General features: G+C 55.4%; 17 protein-coding genes. 8 read left to right on the top strand and 9 right to left on the bottom strand.

Annotated features, from left to right (window positions below):
* Nucleotides 1–215 precede the first annotated feature (215 nt).
* From kdpE to kdpF, 6 genes are read right to left on the bottom strand one after another with little or no spacing between them, the layout of a single operon-like run.
* A complete protein-coding gene (gene kdpE / locus K8W53_RS15465) occupies nucleotides 216–893 on the bottom strand; it encodes a two-component system response regulator KdpE (RefSeq protein WP_000186053.1) in 678 nt (225 codons plus the stop codon).
* Nucleotides 890–3574 carry a two-component system sensor histidine kinase KdpD gene (kdpD, locus tag K8W53_RS15460; RefSeq protein ID WP_161399804.1) on the bottom strand — a complete coding sequence of 895 codons (2685 nt, stop codon included), beginning with the start codon at nucleotides 3572–3574 and terminating at the stop codon, nucleotides 890–892. The genes kdpE and kdpD overlap by 4 nt, the downstream gene beginning before the upstream one ends.
* Nucleotides 3571–4155 carry a potassium-transporting ATPase subunit KdpC gene (kdpC, locus tag K8W53_RS15455; RefSeq protein ID WP_001539480.1) on the bottom strand — a complete coding sequence of 195 codons (585 nt, stop codon included), beginning with the start codon at nucleotides 4153–4155 and terminating at the stop codon, nucleotides 3571–3573. Before kdpC ends, kdpD begins: the two co-directional genes overlap by 4 nt.
* 8 nt (nucleotides 4156–4163) lie before the next feature.
* A complete protein-coding gene (kdpB, locus tag K8W53_RS15450; protein ID WP_000088034.1) occupies nucleotides 4164–6212 on the bottom strand; it encodes a potassium-transporting ATPase subunit KdpB in 2049 nt (682 codons plus the stop codon).
* Nucleotides 6213–6232: 20 nt separating this feature from the next.
* Nucleotides 6233–7912 (bottom strand): potassium-transporting ATPase subunit KdpA, encoded by a 1680-nt coding sequence (gene kdpA, locus K8W53_RS15445; RefSeq protein WP_052939219.1) that lies wholly within the window; start codon nucleotides 7910–7912, stop codon nucleotides 6233–6235.
* The gene (kdpF, locus tag K8W53_RS15440; protein WP_001670793.1) at nucleotides 7912–8001 is read right to left on the bottom strand and encodes a K(+)-transporting ATPase subunit F; all 90 of its coding nucleotides are present in this window, start codon (nucleotides 7999–8001) and stop codon (nucleotides 7912–7914) included. Before kdpF ends, kdpA begins: the two co-directional genes overlap by 1 nt.
* 336 nt (nucleotides 8002–8337) lie before the next feature.
* Here kdpF and K8W53_RS15435 point away from each other — a divergent pair, with 336 nt between their 5' ends.
* Nucleotides 8338–8544, top strand: a complete 207-nt coding sequence (locus K8W53_RS15435; RefSeq protein ID WP_000401433.1) for a YbfA family protein — start codon at nucleotides 8338–8340, stop codon at nucleotides 8542–8544.
* Nucleotides 8545–8654: 110 nt separating this feature from the next.
* A complete protein-coding gene (gene phrB / locus K8W53_RS15430) occupies nucleotides 8655–10076 on the top strand; it encodes a deoxyribodipyrimidine photo-lyase (RefSeq protein WP_023224970.1) in 1422 nt (473 codons plus the stop codon).
* 38 nt (nucleotides 10077–10114) lie between these two features.
* Here phrB and K8W53_RS15425 read toward each other — a convergent pair whose 3' ends face one another.
* Nucleotides 10115–11596: an MFS transporter gene (locus tag K8W53_RS15425; protein ID WP_001041123.1), complete on the bottom strand. Its 1482-nt coding sequence runs from the start codon at nucleotides 11594–11596 to the stop codon at nucleotides 10115–10117.
* Between the two features lie 328 nt (nucleotides 11597–11924).
* Between K8W53_RS15425 and ybgI the strand changes: the two genes are divergently transcribed.
* From ybgI to nei, 5 genes are all read left to right on the top strand, one after another.
* The gene (gene ybgI, locus K8W53_RS15420) at nucleotides 11925–12668 is read left to right on the top strand and encodes a radiation resistance protein YbgI (protein ID WP_000798844.1); all 744 of its coding nucleotides are present in this window, start codon (nucleotides 11925–11927) and stop codon (nucleotides 12666–12668) included.
* Between the two features lie 15 nt (nucleotides 12669–12683).
* Nucleotides 12684–13340, top strand: a complete 657-nt coding sequence (pxpB, locus tag K8W53_RS15415; RefSeq protein WP_001188371.1) for a 5-oxoprolinase subunit PxpB — start codon at nucleotides 12684–12686, stop codon at nucleotides 13338–13340.
* Complete coding sequence (gene pxpC, locus K8W53_RS15410) at nucleotides 13334–14266, top strand: 5-oxoprolinase subunit PxpC (RefSeq protein WP_000932043.1); 933 nt, start codon at nucleotides 13334–13336, stop codon at nucleotides 14264–14266. The genes pxpB and pxpC overlap by 7 nt, the downstream gene beginning before the upstream one ends.
* The gene (pxpA, locus tag K8W53_RS15405) at nucleotides 14256–14990 is read left to right on the top strand and encodes a 5-oxoprolinase subunit PxpA (protein WP_001017911.1); all 735 of its coding nucleotides are present in this window, start codon (nucleotides 14256–14258) and stop codon (nucleotides 14988–14990) included. The genes pxpC and pxpA overlap by 11 nt, the downstream gene beginning before the upstream one ends.
* A gap of 121 nt (nucleotides 14991–15111) precedes the next feature.
* On the top strand, nucleotides 15112–15903 hold the full coding sequence (gene nei, locus K8W53_RS15400; protein ID WP_001113967.1) for an endonuclease VIII: 792 nt from the start codon (nucleotides 15112–15114) through the stop codon (nucleotides 15901–15903).
* 54 nt (nucleotides 15904–15957) lie between these two features.
* On the opposite strand, the gene K8W53_RS15395 is transcribed toward nei, so the two are convergent.
* Nucleotides 15958–17004: an AbrB family transcriptional regulator gene (locus K8W53_RS15395; RefSeq protein ID WP_023224974.1), complete on the bottom strand. Its 1047-nt coding sequence runs from the start codon at nucleotides 17002–17004 to the stop codon at nucleotides 15958–15960.
* A 136-nt stretch (nucleotides 17005–17140) separates the two neighbouring features.
* Nucleotides 17141–18424, bottom strand: coding sequence for a citrate synthase (locus K8W53_RS15390; protein ID WP_000785808.1), 1284 nt, complete (start codon nucleotides 18422–18424; stop codon nucleotides 17141–17143).
* 100 nt (nucleotides 18425–18524) lie between these two features.
* Here K8W53_RS15390 and K8W53_RS15385 point away from each other — a divergent pair, with 100 nt between their 5' ends.
* Nucleotides 18525–18770: a hypothetical protein gene (locus tag K8W53_RS15385; protein ID WP_001539488.1), complete on the top strand. Its 246-nt coding sequence runs from the start codon at nucleotides 18525–18527 to the stop codon at nucleotides 18768–18770.
* The last annotated feature ends 168 nt before the right edge of the window (nucleotides 18771–18938 follow it).

Below are 18938 nucleotides of genomic sequence, written 5' to 3'. Positions count from 1 at the left end.
CTGTGAACCAGATCAACAAAAAACGATCATTTGAAAAATAATTAGTCGGCGATTATGCATATCGTGCTGTGAAATAACGGATTGTTTCTTAAATGTTAATTATATGTTTTTTATATTCTCCATAAAATATAATATCGCCGCGAAAATAATTATTCGCGACGCCGAAAATAAATGACATAAAAATTAGAAGTTATTTAAAAATAATGAATAGCTATTCACGGCATAAAGCGATAGCCAATTCCGGTTTCGGTAATAAAATGGCGTGGGCGGGTGGGATCTTGTTCCAGTTTCTGGCGTAAATGTCCCATATAGATGCGCAAATAGTGGCTATGCTCCACGGCGTTAGGGCCCCAGACCTGGTTTAATAACTGCCGTTGGGTTAATACCTTGCCGGCATTATTGAGTAATACCGCCAGCAGGCGGAACTCAATCGGTGTCAGATGGATTTCTTCGTCGCCACGGTGGATCAACCGTGCGGCGAGATCGACCGTCACGCCGGAAAAGCGGACGATCGGATCGGCGCAAGGGCTGGCGGCGTGCCGTCGCAGCGCGACGCGCAAACGCGCCTGCAGCTCGCCAATGCCGAATGGCTTGCTCAGGTAATCATCAGCTCCGGCGTCAAGCGCGGCAATCTTATCGCTTTCTTCGCTGCGGGCGGAAAGGACAATCACCGGTATTGCGCTCCACTGACGCAGGTCACGAATAAAATCGATTCCGTCGCCATCCGGCAGGCCGAGATCGAGAATAATCAGATCGGGCTTTCGCGTGGCGGCTTCCAGTAAACCACGTTGTAATGTTTCAGCTTCATACACGCGCAGGCCGTCGCCTTCCAGCGCGGCGCGCAGAAAGCGGCGGATGGCCTGTTCATCTTCAACAATCAGAACGTTTGTCACATATCCTCATGAAAATCATCAAGTTCAGGTGGCTTTCCTTGCGGCAGCGTCACACGGAAACAGGCGCCGCCCTGCGGTCGATTATAGGCGGTAAGCGTGCCGCCGTGTACCTCTACGATAGCATGGCAAATCGCCAGCCCCAGCCCCACGCCGGGGACGGCGGACTCTTTGTTGCCGCGGGCGAACTTATCGAAAATCTTCTGTTCTTGCCCCGCAGGAATACCCGGCCCGTTATCCCAGACATCCAGTTGTAAACGATCGTCCTTAACCGCAGCATCAATGCCGATACTGGCCTGCGGCCCGGCGTACTTAACGGCGTTTTCCAGCAAGTTGATCAGGACACGCTCAAATAAGGGGCCATCGACATGGATAAGCGTTAACTGTTGCGGCAGCGACAATGTAATCGGATGCAATAAACCCGGCTCTAACATCTGTAACGCGCTACCGACGACCTCTTCCAGCGTCAGCCACTCTTTTTTAAGATTAAACCCGCCGGACTGAATACGCGCCATATCCAGCAAATTATTCACCAGCCGGGTGGTGTTGAGAATATGCTGGCGGATTTCACTGGCCTGACGCGCGTGGGGCGATCCTGCGCTGGCTAAATCCAGCGTCAAAATTTCCGCCTGGCCGAACAATACCGTCAGCGGCGTGCGTAAATCATGCGACAGCGCCGCCAGCAGAGCGTTGCGAATACTTTCGCGCTCGCTGGCGAGACGCGCCTGTTCTTCGCTGGCGGTCAGCGTCAGTCGTTCCAGCGCGTTGGCGACAAGCAGAGTGAATGTTTCCAGCAGGCGTTGCTGCTCCGGCACCATTAACTGACGCAAATTACCCGGTTCGACGATAGCCAGACCGTACGTTTTATCGGCGCTTTTCAGCGGCAGGATTTGATAAGGTACGCCAGGGAGGGTATCAGTGCCTGCGCCGGCAGGCTGGCCTTTATCAAAACTCCAGCGCGCAATTGCGTCGTCCCACGGCGTCATGCCTTGCTGGTGGGTGAGAGGCAGCAACTTACCGTTAGCATCAGGTAATAAAATTTGGCTGCGCGCCTGAAACGTCGAGGCGATAAACCGCTCGCTGGTCGCGGCGATATCATGTTCGCTACGCCCGACGGCCAGCGCTTTAGACATTTCATATAAATGGCGGGTACGCTGTTCCCGATAACGGGCGACGCGCGCCTGATAGCGCACCCCGGCAGTAAGATTGCCAATCACCAGACCAACCGTCAGCATCACGGCAAAGGTCAGCAAATACTGCACGTCCGAAACGGCGAGCGTACCGCGTGGCGCGATAAAAAAGAGATCGAAACTCGCCACGTTAATCACCGTCGCCACCACCGACGGCCAGCGTCCGTAAAGCAGCGCAATCACCACTACGCCCAGCAAATAGAGCATCACCAGATTGGCGGCGTCGAAGGTGACAAGCCACTGCATAGCGATAAGCGTGGTGATGGCGCAAAGCGCCACGGCGACCAGACAGCCCTGAATCTGCCCACGCCATTTCTCTTTAAAAGGTCGGTTATCAGGCGTTTGCGCCAACGCGCGGGCAGGCGGTTCTTCCAGCGCGACGATCACCTGATCGAGATCCGGCGCGCGCCTGGCAAGACGGTCGGCGAAAGCGTCACGTCGCCACCAACGTCGCGACGCCGGGCGGCCCATGACGATTTTCCCCAGATTATGTTCGCGGGCATAGCGCACGACCGCTTTCTCTTCGGCGGGATCGGACAGGGTGGCGGTTTCCGCGCCAAGCTCCTGCGCCAGGCGCAGCGCGCTTAAAATGGCCCGCCGTTGTTTTTCCGGTAAGCGGTGTAACGTTGGCGTTTCGACATAGACGGCGTGCCAGACGCTGCCGAGCCGGGAAGCCAGACGCGCCGCGGTACGCACCAGTTTTTCGCTGCCGGTGTTATGCCCGATACACAGTAAAATCGCATCGCGGGTATGCCATACTTTTTCTTCGCCCGGATGCGCGCGCCAGGCGCGCATCTGATCGTCCACGCGATCGGCTGTCCGGCGTAGCGCCAGCTCGCGGAGGGCGATCAGATTGCCCTTGCGGAAAAAATGTTCAATAGCGCGTTCCGCCTGGCCGGCGATATACACTTTACCTTCGTTGAGCCGTTGGCGCAGATCGTCGGGCGGCAGATCGACCAGTACGACTTCATTAGCGGCATCAAAAAAGGGATCGGGGACGGTTTCGCGCACCTGAATCCCCGTGACGCCGCTCACCACATCATTCAGACTTTCCAGATGTTGTACGTTCACGGTGGTGAAAACGTCGATTCCCGCTTCCAGCAGCTCTTCAATATCCTGCCAGCGCTTAGGATGGCGTGAGCCAGGCGCGTTACTGTGCGCCAGCTCATCCATTAAAATCAGCGCCGGACGCCGGGCGAGGGCGGCATCCAGGTCAAATTCGCGGATTTGCCGCCCCCGGTGCGAGTGACGTTTTGGCGGCAGAATGGTCAGCCCGTCAAGTAGCGCGGCGGTCTCTTTACGGCCATGCGTTTCTACCACGCCGATCACCACATCCAGCCCCTGCGCTCGCAGCCGCTGCGCTTGCGCCAGCATCGCCCAGGTTTTTCCGACGCCTGCGCAGGCGCCGAAGAAAATTTTCAACTTCCCCCGGTCGGGCGGGGGCGTTTGTTCCAACAAGCGATCCGGATCAGGACGCAAGGGTTCGTCGTTCATTTCGCTCTGTGTCCCTGTAGCGCATCCAGCGCCAGATTAAGCTCAACAATATTCACCACCGGTTGCCCAAGAAAGCGCGCCAGCGGCCTGTGCGTATATTCTGCAACCAGTTGCGCGACCTGTTCAACGGGAAGCTGGCGAGCCGCCGCCACGCGGGGGATTTGCCATGCCGCGGCGCCGGGCGTCAGATTATTATCCAGCCCGCTTGCCGAGGCCGTCGTCAGCTCAACCGGAACCGCGGAACTCGCCTGGGGGTTAGCGGCGCGTAGCGCGGCGACGCGGGCCTGTATTTGCGCATCCAGTTCGGGATTGCTGGCGGCCAGGTTGCTTCCGCCCGACGCCAGTGGATTATAAGGCGTATCGGCGGTGGCGGAGGGCCGGCCATGAAAATAGCCCGCGGCGGTAAACGATTGTCCGATAAGCGCTGAGCCGCGTATCACATTGTCTTTATGAATCAGCGAGCCATTAGCCTGCCAGGGAAACCACCACTGCCCCAGCGCCGTGGTCAGAAGCGGATACACGCCGCCGGTCAATAACAGCAGAAATAACATTGTCGAAAAAGCAGGACGTAAACCGATCATCATACACCTCATGCCAGACCCAGCAGGGTCAGCAGCACATCAATCACTTTGATGCCAATAAACGGCACCACCAGACCACCCAGACCATAGATCCATAAATTACGGCGCAGCATGGCCGATGCGGAAAGCGGCTTATAACTCACGCCTTTTAATGCCAGCGGGATCAGAAAAATGATAATCAGGGCGTTAAAGATCACCGCGCTCAGAATGGCGGAGTTCGGCGAATGCAGCCCCATCACGTTGAGCGCGTTTAGCTGCGGATAGGTAGCGGCAAACGCGGCGGGAATAATGGCGAAATATTTCGCTACATCATTCGCGATACTGAAAGTGGTGAGCGAGCCGCGCGTCATCAGCATCTGCTTACCGATATGCACCACTTCAATCAACTTGGTCGGGTTAGAGTCCAGATCCACCATATTACCGGCTTCTTTTGCCGCCTGGGTGCCGGAGTTCATCGCCACCGCGACGTCAGCCTGCGCCAGCGCCGGGGCATCGTTAGTGCCGTCGCCGGTCATGGCGACCAGCCGTCCTTCCGCCTGATATTGACGGATCAGCGCCAGCTTGGCTTCCGGCGTGGCTTCGGCAAGAAAATCGTCCACACCGGCTTCGGCGGCAATCGCTGCCGCCGTCAGGCGGTTATCGCCAGTGATCATCACCGTTTTAATGCCCATCTTTCGTAGCTGGGCGAAACGTTCTTTAATGCCGCCTTTAACGATATCCTTGAGGGCGATAACACCCAGTACGCGCGCGCCTTCCACGACCACCAGCGGCGTCGCGCCCAGACGCGCCACGTTCTCGACGTTTTGCTCGACATCGGCGGGAAAATGGCCGCCATTGCTCTCGACATGACGCCGAATCGCGTCCACCGAGCCTTTACGGATCATCCGGTTATCGATATTAATCCCGCTCATGCGGCTTTGTGCGGTAAACGGAACAAAGGTGGCATGAAGCGACTGCACATCGCGTTCACGCAGGTTAAAGCGCTGTTTGGCGAGGATCACAATGCTGCGACCTTCCGGCGTTTCGTCGGCCAGCGAAGCGAGCTGCGCGGCGTCAGCCAGCGTGCGTTCGTCCACCCCTCGGGCGGGTATAAAATCGGACGCCTGGCGGTTGCCGAGCGTGATAGTGCCGGTTTTATCCAGCAGTAACACGTCGACATCGCCCGCGGCTTCTACGGCGCGGCCGCTGGTGGCGATGACGTTCGCGCCCAACATTCGGCTCATTCCGGCTACGCCAATGGCGGAGAGTAGCCCGCCGATGGTGGTGGGGATCAGGCACACCAGCAACGCCACCAACACGGTGACGCTGACCGCATTACCGCCCCAGGCGGAGAAGGGCCACAGGGTGGCGGTCGCCAGTAAAAAGACAATGGTCAGGGCGATGAGCAAAATCGTCAGGGCAATCTCGTTAGGCGTTTTCCGCCGCTGCGCGCCTTCCACCATCGCGATCATCCGGTCAAGAAAGGTTTCGCCAGGATTGACGCTACAGGCAATCACCAGCCAGTCGGAAAGAATTCGCGTGCCGCCGGTGACAGAGGCGAAATCGCCGCCGGACTCGCGGATCACCGGGGCGGATTCGCCGGTAATCGCACTTTCATCCACCGACGCGCCGCCTTCGATCACCTCGCCGTCGCAGGGAATAATATCGCCCGCTTTGACCAGGACAATGTCGCCTTTTCGCAGTTCAGCGGCGGGCACGTTATCGGCCTGCGCATCATGGCGCGGGGCGCGCAGGCGGCGAGCGAACGCGGTCTTTTTCACCCCTTTCAGACTGTTTGCCTGGGCTTTGCTGCGGCCTTCCGCCAGCGCTTCGGCAAAATTGGCGAACAGTACGGTGAACCATAACCACAGGCTGATCACCCCTGTAAACAAGGCGCTTCCCGCTATTTGTCCTGTTACCATAGCGAGCGTTAACAGAGTGGTTAGCACGCTGCCGGCCCAGACCACAAACATCACTGGGTTACGCCACTGGGCGCGTGGGCTTAATTTTTTTACGGCATCCGTTAGCGCCTGTACGAGTAAAACAGGTTCAAACAGCGCCAGTTGCTTGCGACTCATATCAATGTACTCCACATCGCTCAAGGTAAAGAGAAATGTTCCGCTACCGGGCCAAGCGCCAGGGCAGGAATAAACGTCAGCGCGCCGACCAGCAGTACCGTGCCGATGAGCAGTCCAATAAATAGCGCGCCGTGGGTCGCCAGCGTTCCCTGACTGGCCGGCTGTACTTTTTTACTGACCAGCGATCCGGCGATGGCCATGACAGGAATAATCACGCCGAAACGTCCGACGAACATGCAGAACGCCAGCAAACAGTTCCAGAAAGGCGAGTTAGCGCTCAGACCCGCAAAGGCGCTACCGTTGTTGTTGGCGGCAGAGGAGACGGCATATAGCACTTCGCTAAAACCGTGCGGGCCAGGGTTCAGCATTGCGCTGCGTCCGGCATCCGTCATCATCGCCAGCGCCGAACCCAACAAGACCAACATCGGCGTGACCAGAATCGCCAGCGCGGTCATTTTCATTTCGCGCACGTCGATTTTTTTCCCCAGATACTCCGGCGTGCGACCGATCATCAGCCCCGCGATAAACACCGCCAGCAGGACAAACAGCAACATGCCGTACAGGCCTGAACCGACGCCGCCAAAGACCACTTCGCCAATTTGCATCAGCCACATCGGCACCATACCGCCCAGAGCGGTAAACGAGTCGTGCATGGCATTTACCGCCCCGCAGGACGCCGCGGTCGTGACGACGGCAAACAGGCTGCTGGCCAGCACGCCAAAGCGTGTTTCTTTACCCTCCATGTTGACGCTACTGTCCGCGCCTGCCGCCAACAGATGTGGATTTCCCTGAACTTCCGCCCACATCACTACCGCTACGCAGACCACAAAAATGAATGACATTGCCCACAGTAGCGCGCGTCCCTGACGGCGATCGCCCGCCGCTTCGCCAAAGGCGAAACAGAGCGCGGCTGGAATCAAAAATATCGCCAGCATCTGCACCAGATTAGTGAGCGCGGTGGGGTTTTCGAACGGATGCGAAGAGTTGGCGTTAAAGAAACCGCCGCCGTTGGTGCCAAGCATTTTGATCGCCTCCTGCGAAGCAACCGGACCCATCGGCAAGAGTTGTTTAGCGCCTTCAAGAGTGGTGATGGGCTGATAAGCCGACAGGTTTTGCGGTACGCCTTGTTGGATAAAAAACAGCGCGATAATTAACGCGACAGGAAATAATATCCATAGCGTAATGCGTACCAGATCCTGCCAGGCATTACCCAGCGTGTGCACATTCTGGCGCGTAAAGGCGCGGATAAGCGCAAAAACCACCGCAATCCCGGTCGCCGCCGACAGGAAATTTTGCACCGTCAGCCCCGCCATCTGGCTAAAGTAGCTCAGCGTGCTTTCGCCGCTGTAGGCTTGCCAGTTGGTATTGGTGACGAAGCTGACGGCGGTATTCAGCGCCAGATCCCAGGACAGCCCCGGTAGCCGCTGCGGATTTAAGGGCAGCCACTCCTGCCAGAATAGCAGGCAAAACAGGATGCCCAGTCCCAGCAGATTGAGCGTCAGTAGCGACAGTAAATACTGACGCCAGTTCATTTCGTGGTCGGTAATGCCAAGAGTCCGCCAGAGGATACGCTCAACGCCAGCCACGCCCGGCAACGGAACGGCGGCGATGAGCCTTGCCAGGCCCGAACCCAATGGTTTCGCCAGTACTAATAAAATCAGTAAAAAACTGGCGATCAGTAAAAATCCTTGCGCGGCCATCAGAACGCCTCCGCATTAATCAGGGCATAGACCAGATAACCTAAAAGTAAGAAAACCAGCACGATGCCGGTTATCACGCCTGCACTCACAGAGCACCTCCAGTGGTATTGTTTTACTCCTGAGAAAGGTAATTTTTTGGCTGCAAAGATTTCGCAAAAATTGGCGGGCGGAGTGTAAAAAAAGTATAAAAATGGCAAAGACCATTATTTAACTAATGGTTAGTATTAATTTAACTTTTTTGTAACTAATTTACGCTTTGAATGTAAATCTGCTGGAAAAGCGTGAAAATAAGTGGTCGGATGAGTAGTAAAATTACACCGAAAGCGGTACTATTTTAATCAGGTAACGAGGTTCAATTTTTCGGTGCTATTCACCGATTCAATCTATACCGGGGCGGGTAGCGTCGGTATAAAGGGGGGAAACGTATGGAACACTATAAAGACTATCCGGCGCATGTCATTTTTGCCCGTCGTGCTTTCGCGGTGATCGCAGGCGTGCTGGCGCTGCCGGTGATGCTCTTCTGGAAAGACCGCGCGCGTTTTTATAGTTATCTGCACCGTGTCTGGTCGAAAACCAGTGATAAACCGGTATGGATGGCGCAGGCTGAAAAAGCCACCTGCGACTTTTATTAATCGCGACCAGCCTGAAAAACCGTCAGCCGCCACGCTGGCGGTTTTTTTATGCGCCAGGGTCTACACTGTTTAACGCTATTCGCCGTGACGTTTCATCTTTCAGGAGTTGTATGCCCACCCATTTAGTCTGGTTCAGGCGCGATCTGCGTTTACAGGATAACCTTGCGCTGGCCGCCGCCTGCCGCGATGCATCCGCGCGGGTGCTGGCGCTTTATATTTCCACCCCCGCGCAGTGGCAGGCCCATGATATGGCGCCGCGGCAGGCGGCATTCATCAGCGCGCAGCTCAATGCGCTACAGGCGGCCCTTGCAGAGAAAGGCATTCCGCTGCTGTTTCATGAAGTGGCGGATTTTAACGCCAGTATTGAAACGGTCAAAAACGTTTGCCGACAGCATGACGTCAGCCATCTGTTTTATAACTATCAGTATGAGTTTAACGAGCGTCAGCGTGATGCGGCGGTGGAAAAAACGCTGCCCTCTGTCATCTGCGAAGGCTTTGACGATAGCGTGATTCTGGCGCCCGGCGCGGTGATGACCGGCAATCATGAAATGTATAAAGTTTTTACGCCGTTTAAAAACGCCTGGTTGAAACGGCTAAAAGAGGATATTCCGCCATGCGTTCCGGCCCCGAAGATCCGGGTGAGCGGCGCGCTTTCTACACCCTTAACGCCAGTCTCGCTTAACTACCCGCAACAGGCGTTTGACGCCGCGTTTTTCCCGGTGGAAGAAAACGCGGTCATCGCGCAGCTACGTCAGTTTTGCGCGCAGGGCGCAGACGGGTATGAGTCACGGCGGGATTTCCCTGCGGTCGACGGCACCAGTCGGCTTTCCGCCAGCCTGGCGACGGGTGGCCTGTCGCCGCGACAGTGCCTGCACCGATTACTGGCGGAGCAGCCGCAGGCGCTGGACGGCGGACCGGGAAGCGTCTGGTTGAATGAACTCATCTGGCGGGAATTTTACCGTCATTTAATGACCTGGTATCCGGCATTATGCAAACACCAGCCGTTTATCCGCTGGACAAAACGCGTCGCGTGGCAGGAGAACCCGCACTATTTTCAGGCATGGCAGAAAGGCGAAACCGGTTATCCCATTGTCGATGCGGCGATGCGCCAGCTTAACGCGACGGGCTGGATGCATAACCGTTTACGCATGATTACCGCCAGCTTTCTGATAAAAGATCTGCTGATTGACTGGCGGTTAGGGGAGCGCTACTTCATGTCGCAGCTTATTGACGGCGATCTTGCCGCCAATAATGGCGGCTGGCAGTGGGCCGCTTCAACCGGTACTGACGCCGCGCCTTATTTTCGTATTTTTAATCCCACGACTCAGGGAGAGAGGTTCGATCGCGACGGCGAATTTATCCGCCAGTGGCTACCGGCATTACGCCATATCCCTGGAAAAGCGATTCACGAGCCGTGGCGGTGGGCAGAAAAAGCGGGAGTCGTGCTTGATTATCCTCGGCCTATTGTTGAACACAAACAGGCGAGAATCGCAACGCTTTCCGCCTATGAAGCGGCGAGAAAAGGGGCGTGATACAGGCCCGATAGCGCAAACTACCGGGCATTCTGCTATCAGGATTCGACGGCCAGCGCGCGGCTTTTGAATTTGAAGGACTGATACAGCCAAATCAGCAGGACAACCCCTACGCAGGCTAACGCGCCCCAGGTGATCTGTTCAAAAACATCCACATAGGCGTTGATGGCGTAATTAACCGCGCCGCTGGCGTCGAAGGCGCTTTGCGAGGTCTGGTCAGCGATGACGCCTGCCAGATAGTTAGCTATCGCGCCGGACAGCAGCATATAAATTCCGGTTAATACGCCGGTGACGCCGGGGATATCAATGCGCGTAATTTGCGACATGGCGACCGGGTCGATAAACAGCTCGGCAAAGCCCATCACCGCCAGTCCCAGCACCATTAGCGGCATTGAAGAGTGTCCGTAAGCGGCGGACCAGCGTGCGCTCAGGGTCAGAATACAGAATCCGGCGCTCATCAGACCGAGACCCAGCGCGAATTTGCCCCAGATACGCACGGTGCGATTACCGCTTACGCTCTCTTTAACCAGCCAGGCCAGGACGACCCCACACAGCATCACGGCAAAGGCGTTCACCGACTGGAACATGGCGGTAGGAACGGAATAGCCCAGAATATCGCGGTTCACAAAGCGGTCGATATACAGGCTGATAGAGCTACCGCCCTGCTGGGCAAACGCCCAGAACAGCATACTGAACAGGGTCAGGGTGACAATCAACCCCAGTTCTTTGCGCTGTTTGGCCGTTTGCGCCTGACGATAAATTTTTGCCAGCACGACCAGGCCGATCGCGGTCGCCACGATTAAGGCATAGACAGACCATTCTTTCCAGAACAGAACGGTAATCAGCAACGGCGCCGCTACCAGCAGAATTAACAGCCAGCCCCAGTTCGGCAGCAGGTAGTTTCTGGCGCACAACACGGCTTTATTCACGCCGGTGGTGTGGGTGAAATGACGATTTCCACACAGGAAGATCACTAACCCCGCCAGCATACCAATGGCGGCGAGCGCAAAGCCCATCGCCCAACTGTACTCCTCTTGCACATAGCCGCAGGCGATAGGCGCCACGATCGAACCAATATTGCCCGCTGCGTAAAGCAGCGAGAACCCGCCGTCGCGGCGCGGATCTTCCGGCTGGTACAGTTCGCCCAGCAGGCAGCTAATATTCGATTTAAACAGGCCGTAGCCGCAGACAATGATCGCCAGCGACAGATAAAGGAATGTCGGCGCGATCTCACTGGCGCCCAGCACTAAATGACCTATAGCCATTAAAAATGCGCCCAGCATGACTGCCATTCGGTTGCCAAGCACCTTATCCGCCAGATAGCCGCCAAGAATCGGCGTTACGTAGACCAGCGAACAATAAGCGCTGAATAACTCATAGGCGTGGTTATCGTCGTATTTTAGCTGATTGGTGAGATAAAGAATCAGTAGGGCGCGCATACCATAAAAGCTGAAGTACTCCCAAATTTGCAGGGCGACAACGTAGTAAATAGCGCGGGGTTGAGATGCTTGTTTATTCATCGTATTTCCGGGATAGAGACGCTGCGGCAAGAACGCGGCATTCTCAGATAATGCCTTTCTTTGTGGGCTTATTAAGCCTGCCGTATCGCCGTGTTTCCTTAAAGTTACCAACATGATACAGAACTGATTTTTTCTGCAATATGCGTTCTGATTGCATAAATATACATGAAACCGATCGTGTTTTGCTAAGTAATTTGCGCCAAACCCGGGGGTGATTGTTTCTTGATGTGTCAAACAAATGTTTATCGACGAACGGCTAACGGGAGGCTATGTTAACGGAGACTGAACCCGTAACGGGAAAGTAGAACGTGGGTTAAAGGGAGCGATGATGAAAAACACCGAGCTGGAACAACTGATTAACGACAAGCTGAACAGTGCGGCAATAAGCGATTATGCGCCGAATGGTTTACAGGTCGAAGGAAAAGAGACGGTACAGAAAATCGTTACCGGCGTGACCGCAAGTCAGGCGCTGCTCGATGAGGCGGTGCGTTTGCAGGCCGATGCGGTCATTGTTCATCATGGTTACTTCTGGAAAGGCGAGTCTCCGGTTATTCGCGGCATGAAACGCCGTCGCTTAAAAACGTTACTGGCAAATGATATTAACCTTTACGGTTGGCATCTGCCGCTGGATGCGCACCCTGAGCTGGGCAACAATGCGCAGTTGGCGGCGCTATTGGGCATTACCGTGAAAGGAGAAATTGAGCCGCTGGTGCCGTGGGGAGAGCTCTCAATGCCGGTGCCGGGGCTGGAACTGGCCTCATGGATTGAAGCGCGTCTGGGGCGTAAACCGCTATGGTGCGGCGATACCGGGCCAGAGAATGTGCAGCGTGTCGCCTGGTGTACCGGCGGCGGGCAAAGTTTTATTGATAGCGCCGCCCGCTTCGGCGTGGATGCTTTTATTACCGGCGAGGTTTCCGAACAGACCATTCATTCCGCGCGCGAACAGGGGCTGCATTTTTATGCCGCCGGGCACCATGCCACTGAACGCGGCGGTATTCGCGCCCTGAGCGAATGGTTGAACGAAAACACGGCGTTGGATGTGACGTTTATTGATATCCCTAACCCGGCATAACTGAGAGGTAATAAAGTGCAGCGAGCGCGTTGTTATCTGTTAGGCGAAACGGCGGTCGTCCTGGAACTTGAACCGCCGATTACGCTGGCGAGCCAGAAACGCATCTGGCGTCTGACGCAGCGTCTGGTCGATATGCCGAACGTGGTGGAAGCCATTCCCGGGATGAACAATATCACCGTGATCTTGCGGGAACCGCAAACCCTGGCGCTGGATGCGATTGAGCGTCTGCAGCGCTGGTGGGAAGAGAGCGAGGCGCTGGAGCCGGACTCGCGTTCGGTTGAGATCCCGGTGATCTATGGCGGCGCAGGCGGGCCGGATCTGGCGGCGGTGGCACGGCACAGCGGTTTGAGTGAAAAGCAGGTCGTGGAGCTACATGCCTCCGTTGAATATGTCGTCTGGTTTTTAGGCTTTCAGCCTGGCTTTCCCTATCTTGGGAATTTACCAGAACCGCTCCATATGCCCAGACGCGCGGAGCCGCGCCTGCAGGTTCCGGCCGGTTCTGTCGGCATCGGCGGCGCGCAGACGGGTATTTATCCATTATCCACGCCGGGCGGCTGGCAGCTGATCGGCCTCACGCCGTTGAAGTTATTCGATCCGATGCGGGAGCCTCCGGTTCTGCTACGCCCTGGCGATAGCGTACGCTTTGTGCCGCAAAAGGAGGGAATATGCTGAATATTATTCGCGCGGGGATTTACACCTCCGTGCAGGATAGCGGGCGTCACGGCTTTCGTCAGTCGGGGCTGAGTCACTGCGGTGCGCTGGATAAACCCGCCTTTCAGACCGCTAATCTCCTGGTCGGGAACGATGCGAATGCCCCGGCGCTGGAAATCACTCTCGGTCAACTGGTTGTCGAATTTGAAAATGAGACCTGGTTCGCTCTTACCGGCGCAGGCTGCGAGGCGCAGTTGGATGATCAACCGGTCTGGACCGGCTGGCGATTGCCGGTAAAAGCGGGTCAGCGTCTTACGCTGCATCGACCGCTTCACGGGATGCGTAGCTATCTGGCGGTAGCGGGCGGTATTGCTGTGCCGGAGGTGATGGGATCGTGTAGTACCGATCTGAAGTCCGGTATCGGTGGGCTGGAAGGGCGGCTGCTAAAAGATGGCGATCGGCTGGCGACGGGTAAACCATCGCGACAGTTTAGCGGGCCGCAGGGCGTGAAGCAGTTACTGTGGGGGAATCGCATCCGTGCGCTGCCGGGGCCGGAATACCGTGAATTCGATCGCGCCTCGCAAGAAGCGTTCTGGCGTTCGCCATGGCAGCTCAGTCCGCAAAGTAATCGCATGGGCTATCGTTTGCAGGGACAATCGTTAACGCGGACAACGGATCGCGAACTGCTGTCGCACGGTTTGCTGCCCGGTGTCGTGCAGGTGCCTTACAACGGCCAACCTATTGTGCTAATGAATGATGCCCAGACAACTGGCGGCTATCCGCGCATTGCCTGCATCATCGAGGCAGATATGTACCATCTGGCGCAGATCCCGCTAGGACAACCGATCCATTTTGTGCAATGTTCGCTGGAAGAGGCGCTCAACGCGCGCCATGAGCGTCAGCGCTATCTGGAACAGCTTACCTGGCGGCTTCAGCATGAACATTGATTTAAATGCGGATTTGGGCGAAGGTTGCGCCAGCGACAGCGAATTATTAACGCTGGTCTCCTCCGCCAATATCGCCTGTGGTTTTCACGCCGGTGATGCGCAAACCATGCTGACCTGCGTGCGCGAGGCGCTGAAAAACGGCGTGGCAATCGGCGCGCATCCCAGCTTTCCGGATCGGGATAATTTTGGGCGGACGGCGATGGTTTTGCCGCCGGAAACGGTATACGCCCAGACGCTGTACCAAATCGGCGCGCTGGGGGCGATTGTTCAGGCGCAAGGCGGCGTAATGCGCCATGTCAAACCGCACGGTATGCTCTATAACCAGGCGGCGAAAGATCCTCATCTGGCACAGGCGATTGCGAAAGCGGTACACGACTATGATCCGTCACTGATACTGGTTGGACTGGCGGGAAGTGAGCTGATCCGGGCCGGTGAGCGCCATCGCCTGGTGACGCGGCAGGAGGTGTTTGCCGATCGCGGCTATCAGGCCGACGGTAGCCTGGTGCCGCGCACGCAACCTGGCGCGCTGATTCACGACGAAGAGCAGGCGCTGGCGCAAACGCTGGATATGGTACAAGCCGGGAGAGTGAAAAGCGTTACTGGCGTGTGGACGACTGTCACGGCGCAAACGGTGTGCATTCATGGCGACGGCGAGTATGCGCTTGCATTCGCTCGCAGGTTACGCGCCGCGTTCAATGCGCGTAATATACACGTTATTGCCTGAGAGCCCGACGATTGAAGCTATTATATTACGGCTGTGGATGTTCATTATGGCGTTCGATGTGCATTCCAGATAGTCAGAGGCGGTGTAGTCCATTAATCAACTGTTAACAAAGGATATTATCATGCCTGAAGGCCCGGAAATTCGTCGTGCGGCGGATAATCTGGAGGCGGCAATCAAAGGCAAACCCTTAACCGATGTCTGGTTTGCCTTTGCACAGTTAAAACCGTATGAATCGCAGCTTACCGGTCAACTTGTTACCCGGATAGAGACGCGGGGAAAAGCGTTATTGACCCACTTTTCAAATGGCCTGACGCTCTACAGCCACAACCAACTCTATGGCGTATGGCGGGTGATCGATACTGGTGAAATACCGCAGACCACGCGTATATTGCGCGTCAGGCTACAAACGGCGGATAAAACTATTCTGCTTTATAGCGCGTCTGATATCGAAATGCTGACAGCAGAGCAGCTCACGACGCACCCTTTTTTACAGCGGGTCGGTCCGGATGTGCTGGACGCGCGTCTCACTCCGGAAGAGGTTAAAGCTCGATTGCTGTCGCCGCGTTTTCGCAACCGACAATTTTCCGGGCTGTTGCTGGATCAGGCCTTTCTGGCGGGATTGGGGAATTATCTGCGCGTTGAAATCCTCTGGCAGGTAGGGTTAACCGGACAGCATAAAGCGAAAGATCTCAACGAGGCGCAACTGAATGCGCTTTCTCACGCGCTGTTGGATATTCCGCGCCTGTCCTACACGACTCGCGGTCAGGCGGATGAAAACAAGCATCATGGCGCACTGTTTCGCTTTAAGGTTTTCCACCGTGACGGCGAAGCGTGCGAGCGGTGCGGCGGCATTATTGAAAAGACAACACTGTCCTCACGCCCGTTTTACTGGTGCCCGCATTGCCAGAAATAGCCGGAACCGCCATCGGCGAGCGGCTATTGCCTGATGGCGCGGCGCTTATCAGTCCTACAAAGGTTGTCTGGGCGCATAGGTTGATATAAAACGGGCCACTGCTGGCCCAGTTAACAGAATGCTGAACAGCCGTAGGGTTTGCATTGCCATGATGAGCGCCATATCGGCACTGCTTCCTGCCGCGATCGCGGCAACCGTATCCAGACCACCGGGACTGGTGGCGAGATAAGCCGTCATAAAATCAATCTGCATGTAGTAAGCCATTCCCCACGCCATCGCGGCGCAAATCGCCATCAGCGCGAAAATTGACAATAAGATTTGCGGCAATGGCCGCAGCGCCATAAAAAACACCTGTCTGTCAAAACCCAGCCCAATACGCCAGCCTATCGCCATATACGCCACGGCCAGCAGCCATTCGGGTAATTCAATCTCAATGATGCCTTGCGAATGGAGAAGCGCGCCTGCCAACATGGGGAGCAGCATCGTGCCGGAAGGGATACGCAACAGGCGACCGGCAATGCCCGCCACGATCGCTAATAGCAGCGTCGTCAATAAATTACCGCTAAGCGGCGGAAACCAGATCACCTGTTGGCTGACCGCTGCCGCGCTGTCGCCGAGTATCAGGCGTGTCACCAGCACCGCCGCGCCAGCCACAAACAGTACCCGCAGATACTGCATAAACGCCACCAGGCGGATATCCGCCCCGTAATCTTGCGCCATCGCTACCATTGCCGCCGCGCCGCCCGGCGAAGACCCCCATGCGCCGGTGTTGCCGGGCAGCGAGCTGTAACGTACCAGCAGCCAGCCGACTACCGCGCTGGAAAGCAGCGTCACCAGCAACACTAAAAACACGACCGGCCAGTAGAGGGCGAGGGTGGTCAATATCGAACCGGTTAGATTTTGGGCGATCATACAGCCGAGAATTGCCTGCGCGGCGAGAAAAATACCGCGCGGAAGTTGTAGCGTGCTACCTCGCAAACTCAACACGATACCCGCAATCATTGGACCGAGCAGCATCGCCGCCGGAAGGTGCAGATAGAGAAAAATAAGGGAAATGAGCAGCGATAACAGGAACAACAAAAACCACTGCAGAATCGGCATTCCATGCTCCCTGAATGATATTTAGCGAAACCTTAATTAATCATAGAGAGTAACGGGGTAAGAATAAAATAATGAGGATAAGAAAAAAGGGAAAATGTACCGGATGGCGAGGGTTGTGTCGCCATCCGGTTGTCAATTAACGCTTCAGCGCCGATTTAAAATCGCGTTTATCGTAGCCGGTATACAGCTGACGAGGACGGGCGATTTTCATGCCGTCAGTGTGCATTTCATTCCAGTGTGCAATCCAGCCAACGGTACGCGCCATGGCGAAGATCACGGTGAACATGGAGGACGGAATGCCCATCGCTTTCAGAATGATGCCGGAGTAGAAGTCTACGTTCGGGTACAGTTTCTTCTCGATGAAGTACGGGTCGTTGAGCGCAATGTGCTCAAGCTCCATCGCCACTTCCAGCAGATCATCTTTGGTGCCCAGCTCTTTCAGCACTTCATGGCAGGTTTCACGCATCACGGTGGCGCGCGGATCGTAGTTTTTGTAAACACGGTGACCGAAGCCCATCAGGCGGAAAGAATCATTCTTGTCTTTCGCACGGCGAACAAATTCCGGAATGTGTTTAACAGAGCTGATTTCTTCCAGCATTTTCAGCGCGGCTTCGTTGGCGCCGCCGTGCGCGGGTCCCCACAGGGAGGCGATCCCGGCGGCAATGCAGGCGAATGGGTTGGCGCCGCTTGAACCTGCGGTACGTACCGTTGACGTTGAGGCGTTCTGCTCATGGTCAGCGTGCAGGATCAGAATACGGTCCATCGCGCGCTCCAGTACCGGATTCACTTCATAGGTTTCACACGGCGTGGAGAACATCATGTTCAGGAAGTTACCGGCGTAGGAAAGGTCGTTGCGCGGATAAACAAACGGCTGACCGATTGAATATTTGTAACACATCGCCGCCATGGTCGGCATTTTGGACAGCAGGCGGAACGCCGCGATTTCACGGTGGCGCGGATTGTTCACATCCAGCGAGTCGTGGTAGAACGCTGCCAGCGCGCCAGTGATCCCGCACATTACCGCCATCGGATGTGAGTCGCGACGGAAAGCATGGAACAGGCGAGTGATTTGCTCATGGATCATCGTATGGCGGGTGACTGTCGTTCTGAACTCGTCATACTCTTCCTGCGTCGGTTTTTCGCCGTACAGCAGGATGTAACAGACTTCCAGATAGTTGGAATCGGTAGCAAGCTGGTCAATCGGGAAACCGCGATGCAACAAAATGCCTTCGTCGCCGTCGATGAAGGTGATTTTAGATTCGCAGGATGCGGTAGAGGTGAAACCAGGGTCAAAAGTAAAAATTCCTTTTGAACCGAGACTACGAATATCAATAACATCTTGACCGAGTGTACCTTTTAGCACATCCAGTTCAATAGCAGTGTCACCAGTAAGGGTGATTTTTGCCTTTGTATCAGCCATTTACGGTCTCCTTAGCGCCTTATTGCTTAAGACTGCCGGAACTCAGACTTGCCTTCTACACGTCATCTTCCTCGTCGTTAGTGCAGGGAAGATTCTGTGTATGCATCAATCAACCGTTACCAGTTTGTTATTTGGCTCGCCGCTCTGTGAAAGAGGGGATGACCTGGGTACAGAGCAATGGGCGCTTGCAGGTAACGGCTTGATTAATTTCGAATTAGCAGCAAATCAGGAACGTAGCAATCCGAGTAATGTAACCTGTCTATCACTAATAACTGTCCTGAAAGAATGGGTCAATATCATTGTACTGTTGCATAACTTATTAACAGGTGAAAGAGTGACCCCATAACTTTTACGCATTATATGCTTTTTCTGGTGTCGTTTGTAACAATTTTGTTTAATGTTTGTCAAATCAGATGATTGAAAATTAAAAAAATGTTGTTATCGTGACCTGTGTCACTGTTCAGGATAAAACCTGACAAACTATATGTAGGTTAATTGTAATGATTTTGTGAAC

It is taken from the genome of Salmonella sp. A29-2 (genome assembly GCF_020150755.1).
GTDB classification, from domain to species: domain Bacteria; phylum Pseudomonadota; class Gammaproteobacteria; order Enterobacterales; family Enterobacteriaceae; genus Salmonella; species Salmonella enterica.
Note: the sequence above shows the minus strand (reverse complement) of the source record. Positions and strands in the feature narration are given on the sequence as shown.

Coding starts and splice junctions, on each gene's coding strand:
- nei (WP_001113967.1), top strand. CDS start 15,112: ATGCCTGAAGGCCCGGAAATTCGTCGTGCGGCGGATAATCTGGAGGCG.
- K8W53_RS15390 (WP_000785808.1), bottom strand. CDS start 18,424: ATGGCTGATACAAAGGCAAAAATCACCCTTACTGGTGACACTGCTATT.
- K8W53_RS15385 (WP_001539488.1), top strand. CDS start 18,525: ATGCATCAATCAACCGTTACCAGTTTGTTATTTGGCTCGCCGCTCTGT.
- kdpC (WP_001539480.1), bottom strand. CDS start 4,155: ATGATCGGTTTACGTCCTGCTTTTTCGACAATGTTATTTCTGCTGTTA.
- kdpD (WP_161399804.1), bottom strand. CDS start 3,574: ATGAACGACGAACCCTTGCGTCCTGATCCGGATCGCTTGTTGGAACAA.
- pxpA (WP_001017911.1), top strand. CDS start 14,256: ATGAACATTGATTTAAATGCGGATTTGGGCGAAGGTTGCGCCAGCGAC.
- kdpA (WP_052939219.1), bottom strand. CDS start 7,912: ATGGCCGCGCAAGGATTTTTACTGATCGCCAGTTTTTTACTGATTTTA.
- ybgI (WP_000798844.1), top strand. CDS start 11,925: ATGAAAAACACCGAGCTGGAACAACTGATTAACGACAAGCTGAACAGT.
- K8W53_RS15435 (WP_000401433.1), top strand. CDS start 8,338: ATGGAACACTATAAAGACTATCCGGCGCATGTCATTTTTGCCCGTCGT.
- phrB (WP_023224970.1), top strand. CDS start 8,655: ATGCCCACCCATTTAGTCTGGTTCAGGCGCGATCTGCGTTTACAGGAT.
- kdpB (WP_000088034.1), bottom strand. CDS start 6,212: ATGAGTCGCAAGCAACTGGCGCTGTTTGAACCTGTTTTACTCGTACAG.
- K8W53_RS15425 (WP_001041123.1), bottom strand. CDS start 11,596: ATGAATAAACAAGCATCTCAACCCCGCGCTATTTACTACGTTGTCGCC.
- pxpC (WP_000932043.1), top strand. CDS start 13,334: ATGCTGAATATTATTCGCGCGGGGATTTACACCTCCGTGCAGGATAGC.
- K8W53_RS15395 (WP_023224974.1), bottom strand. CDS start 17,004: ATGCCGATTCTGCAGTGGTTTTTGTTGTTCCTGTTATCGCTGCTCATT.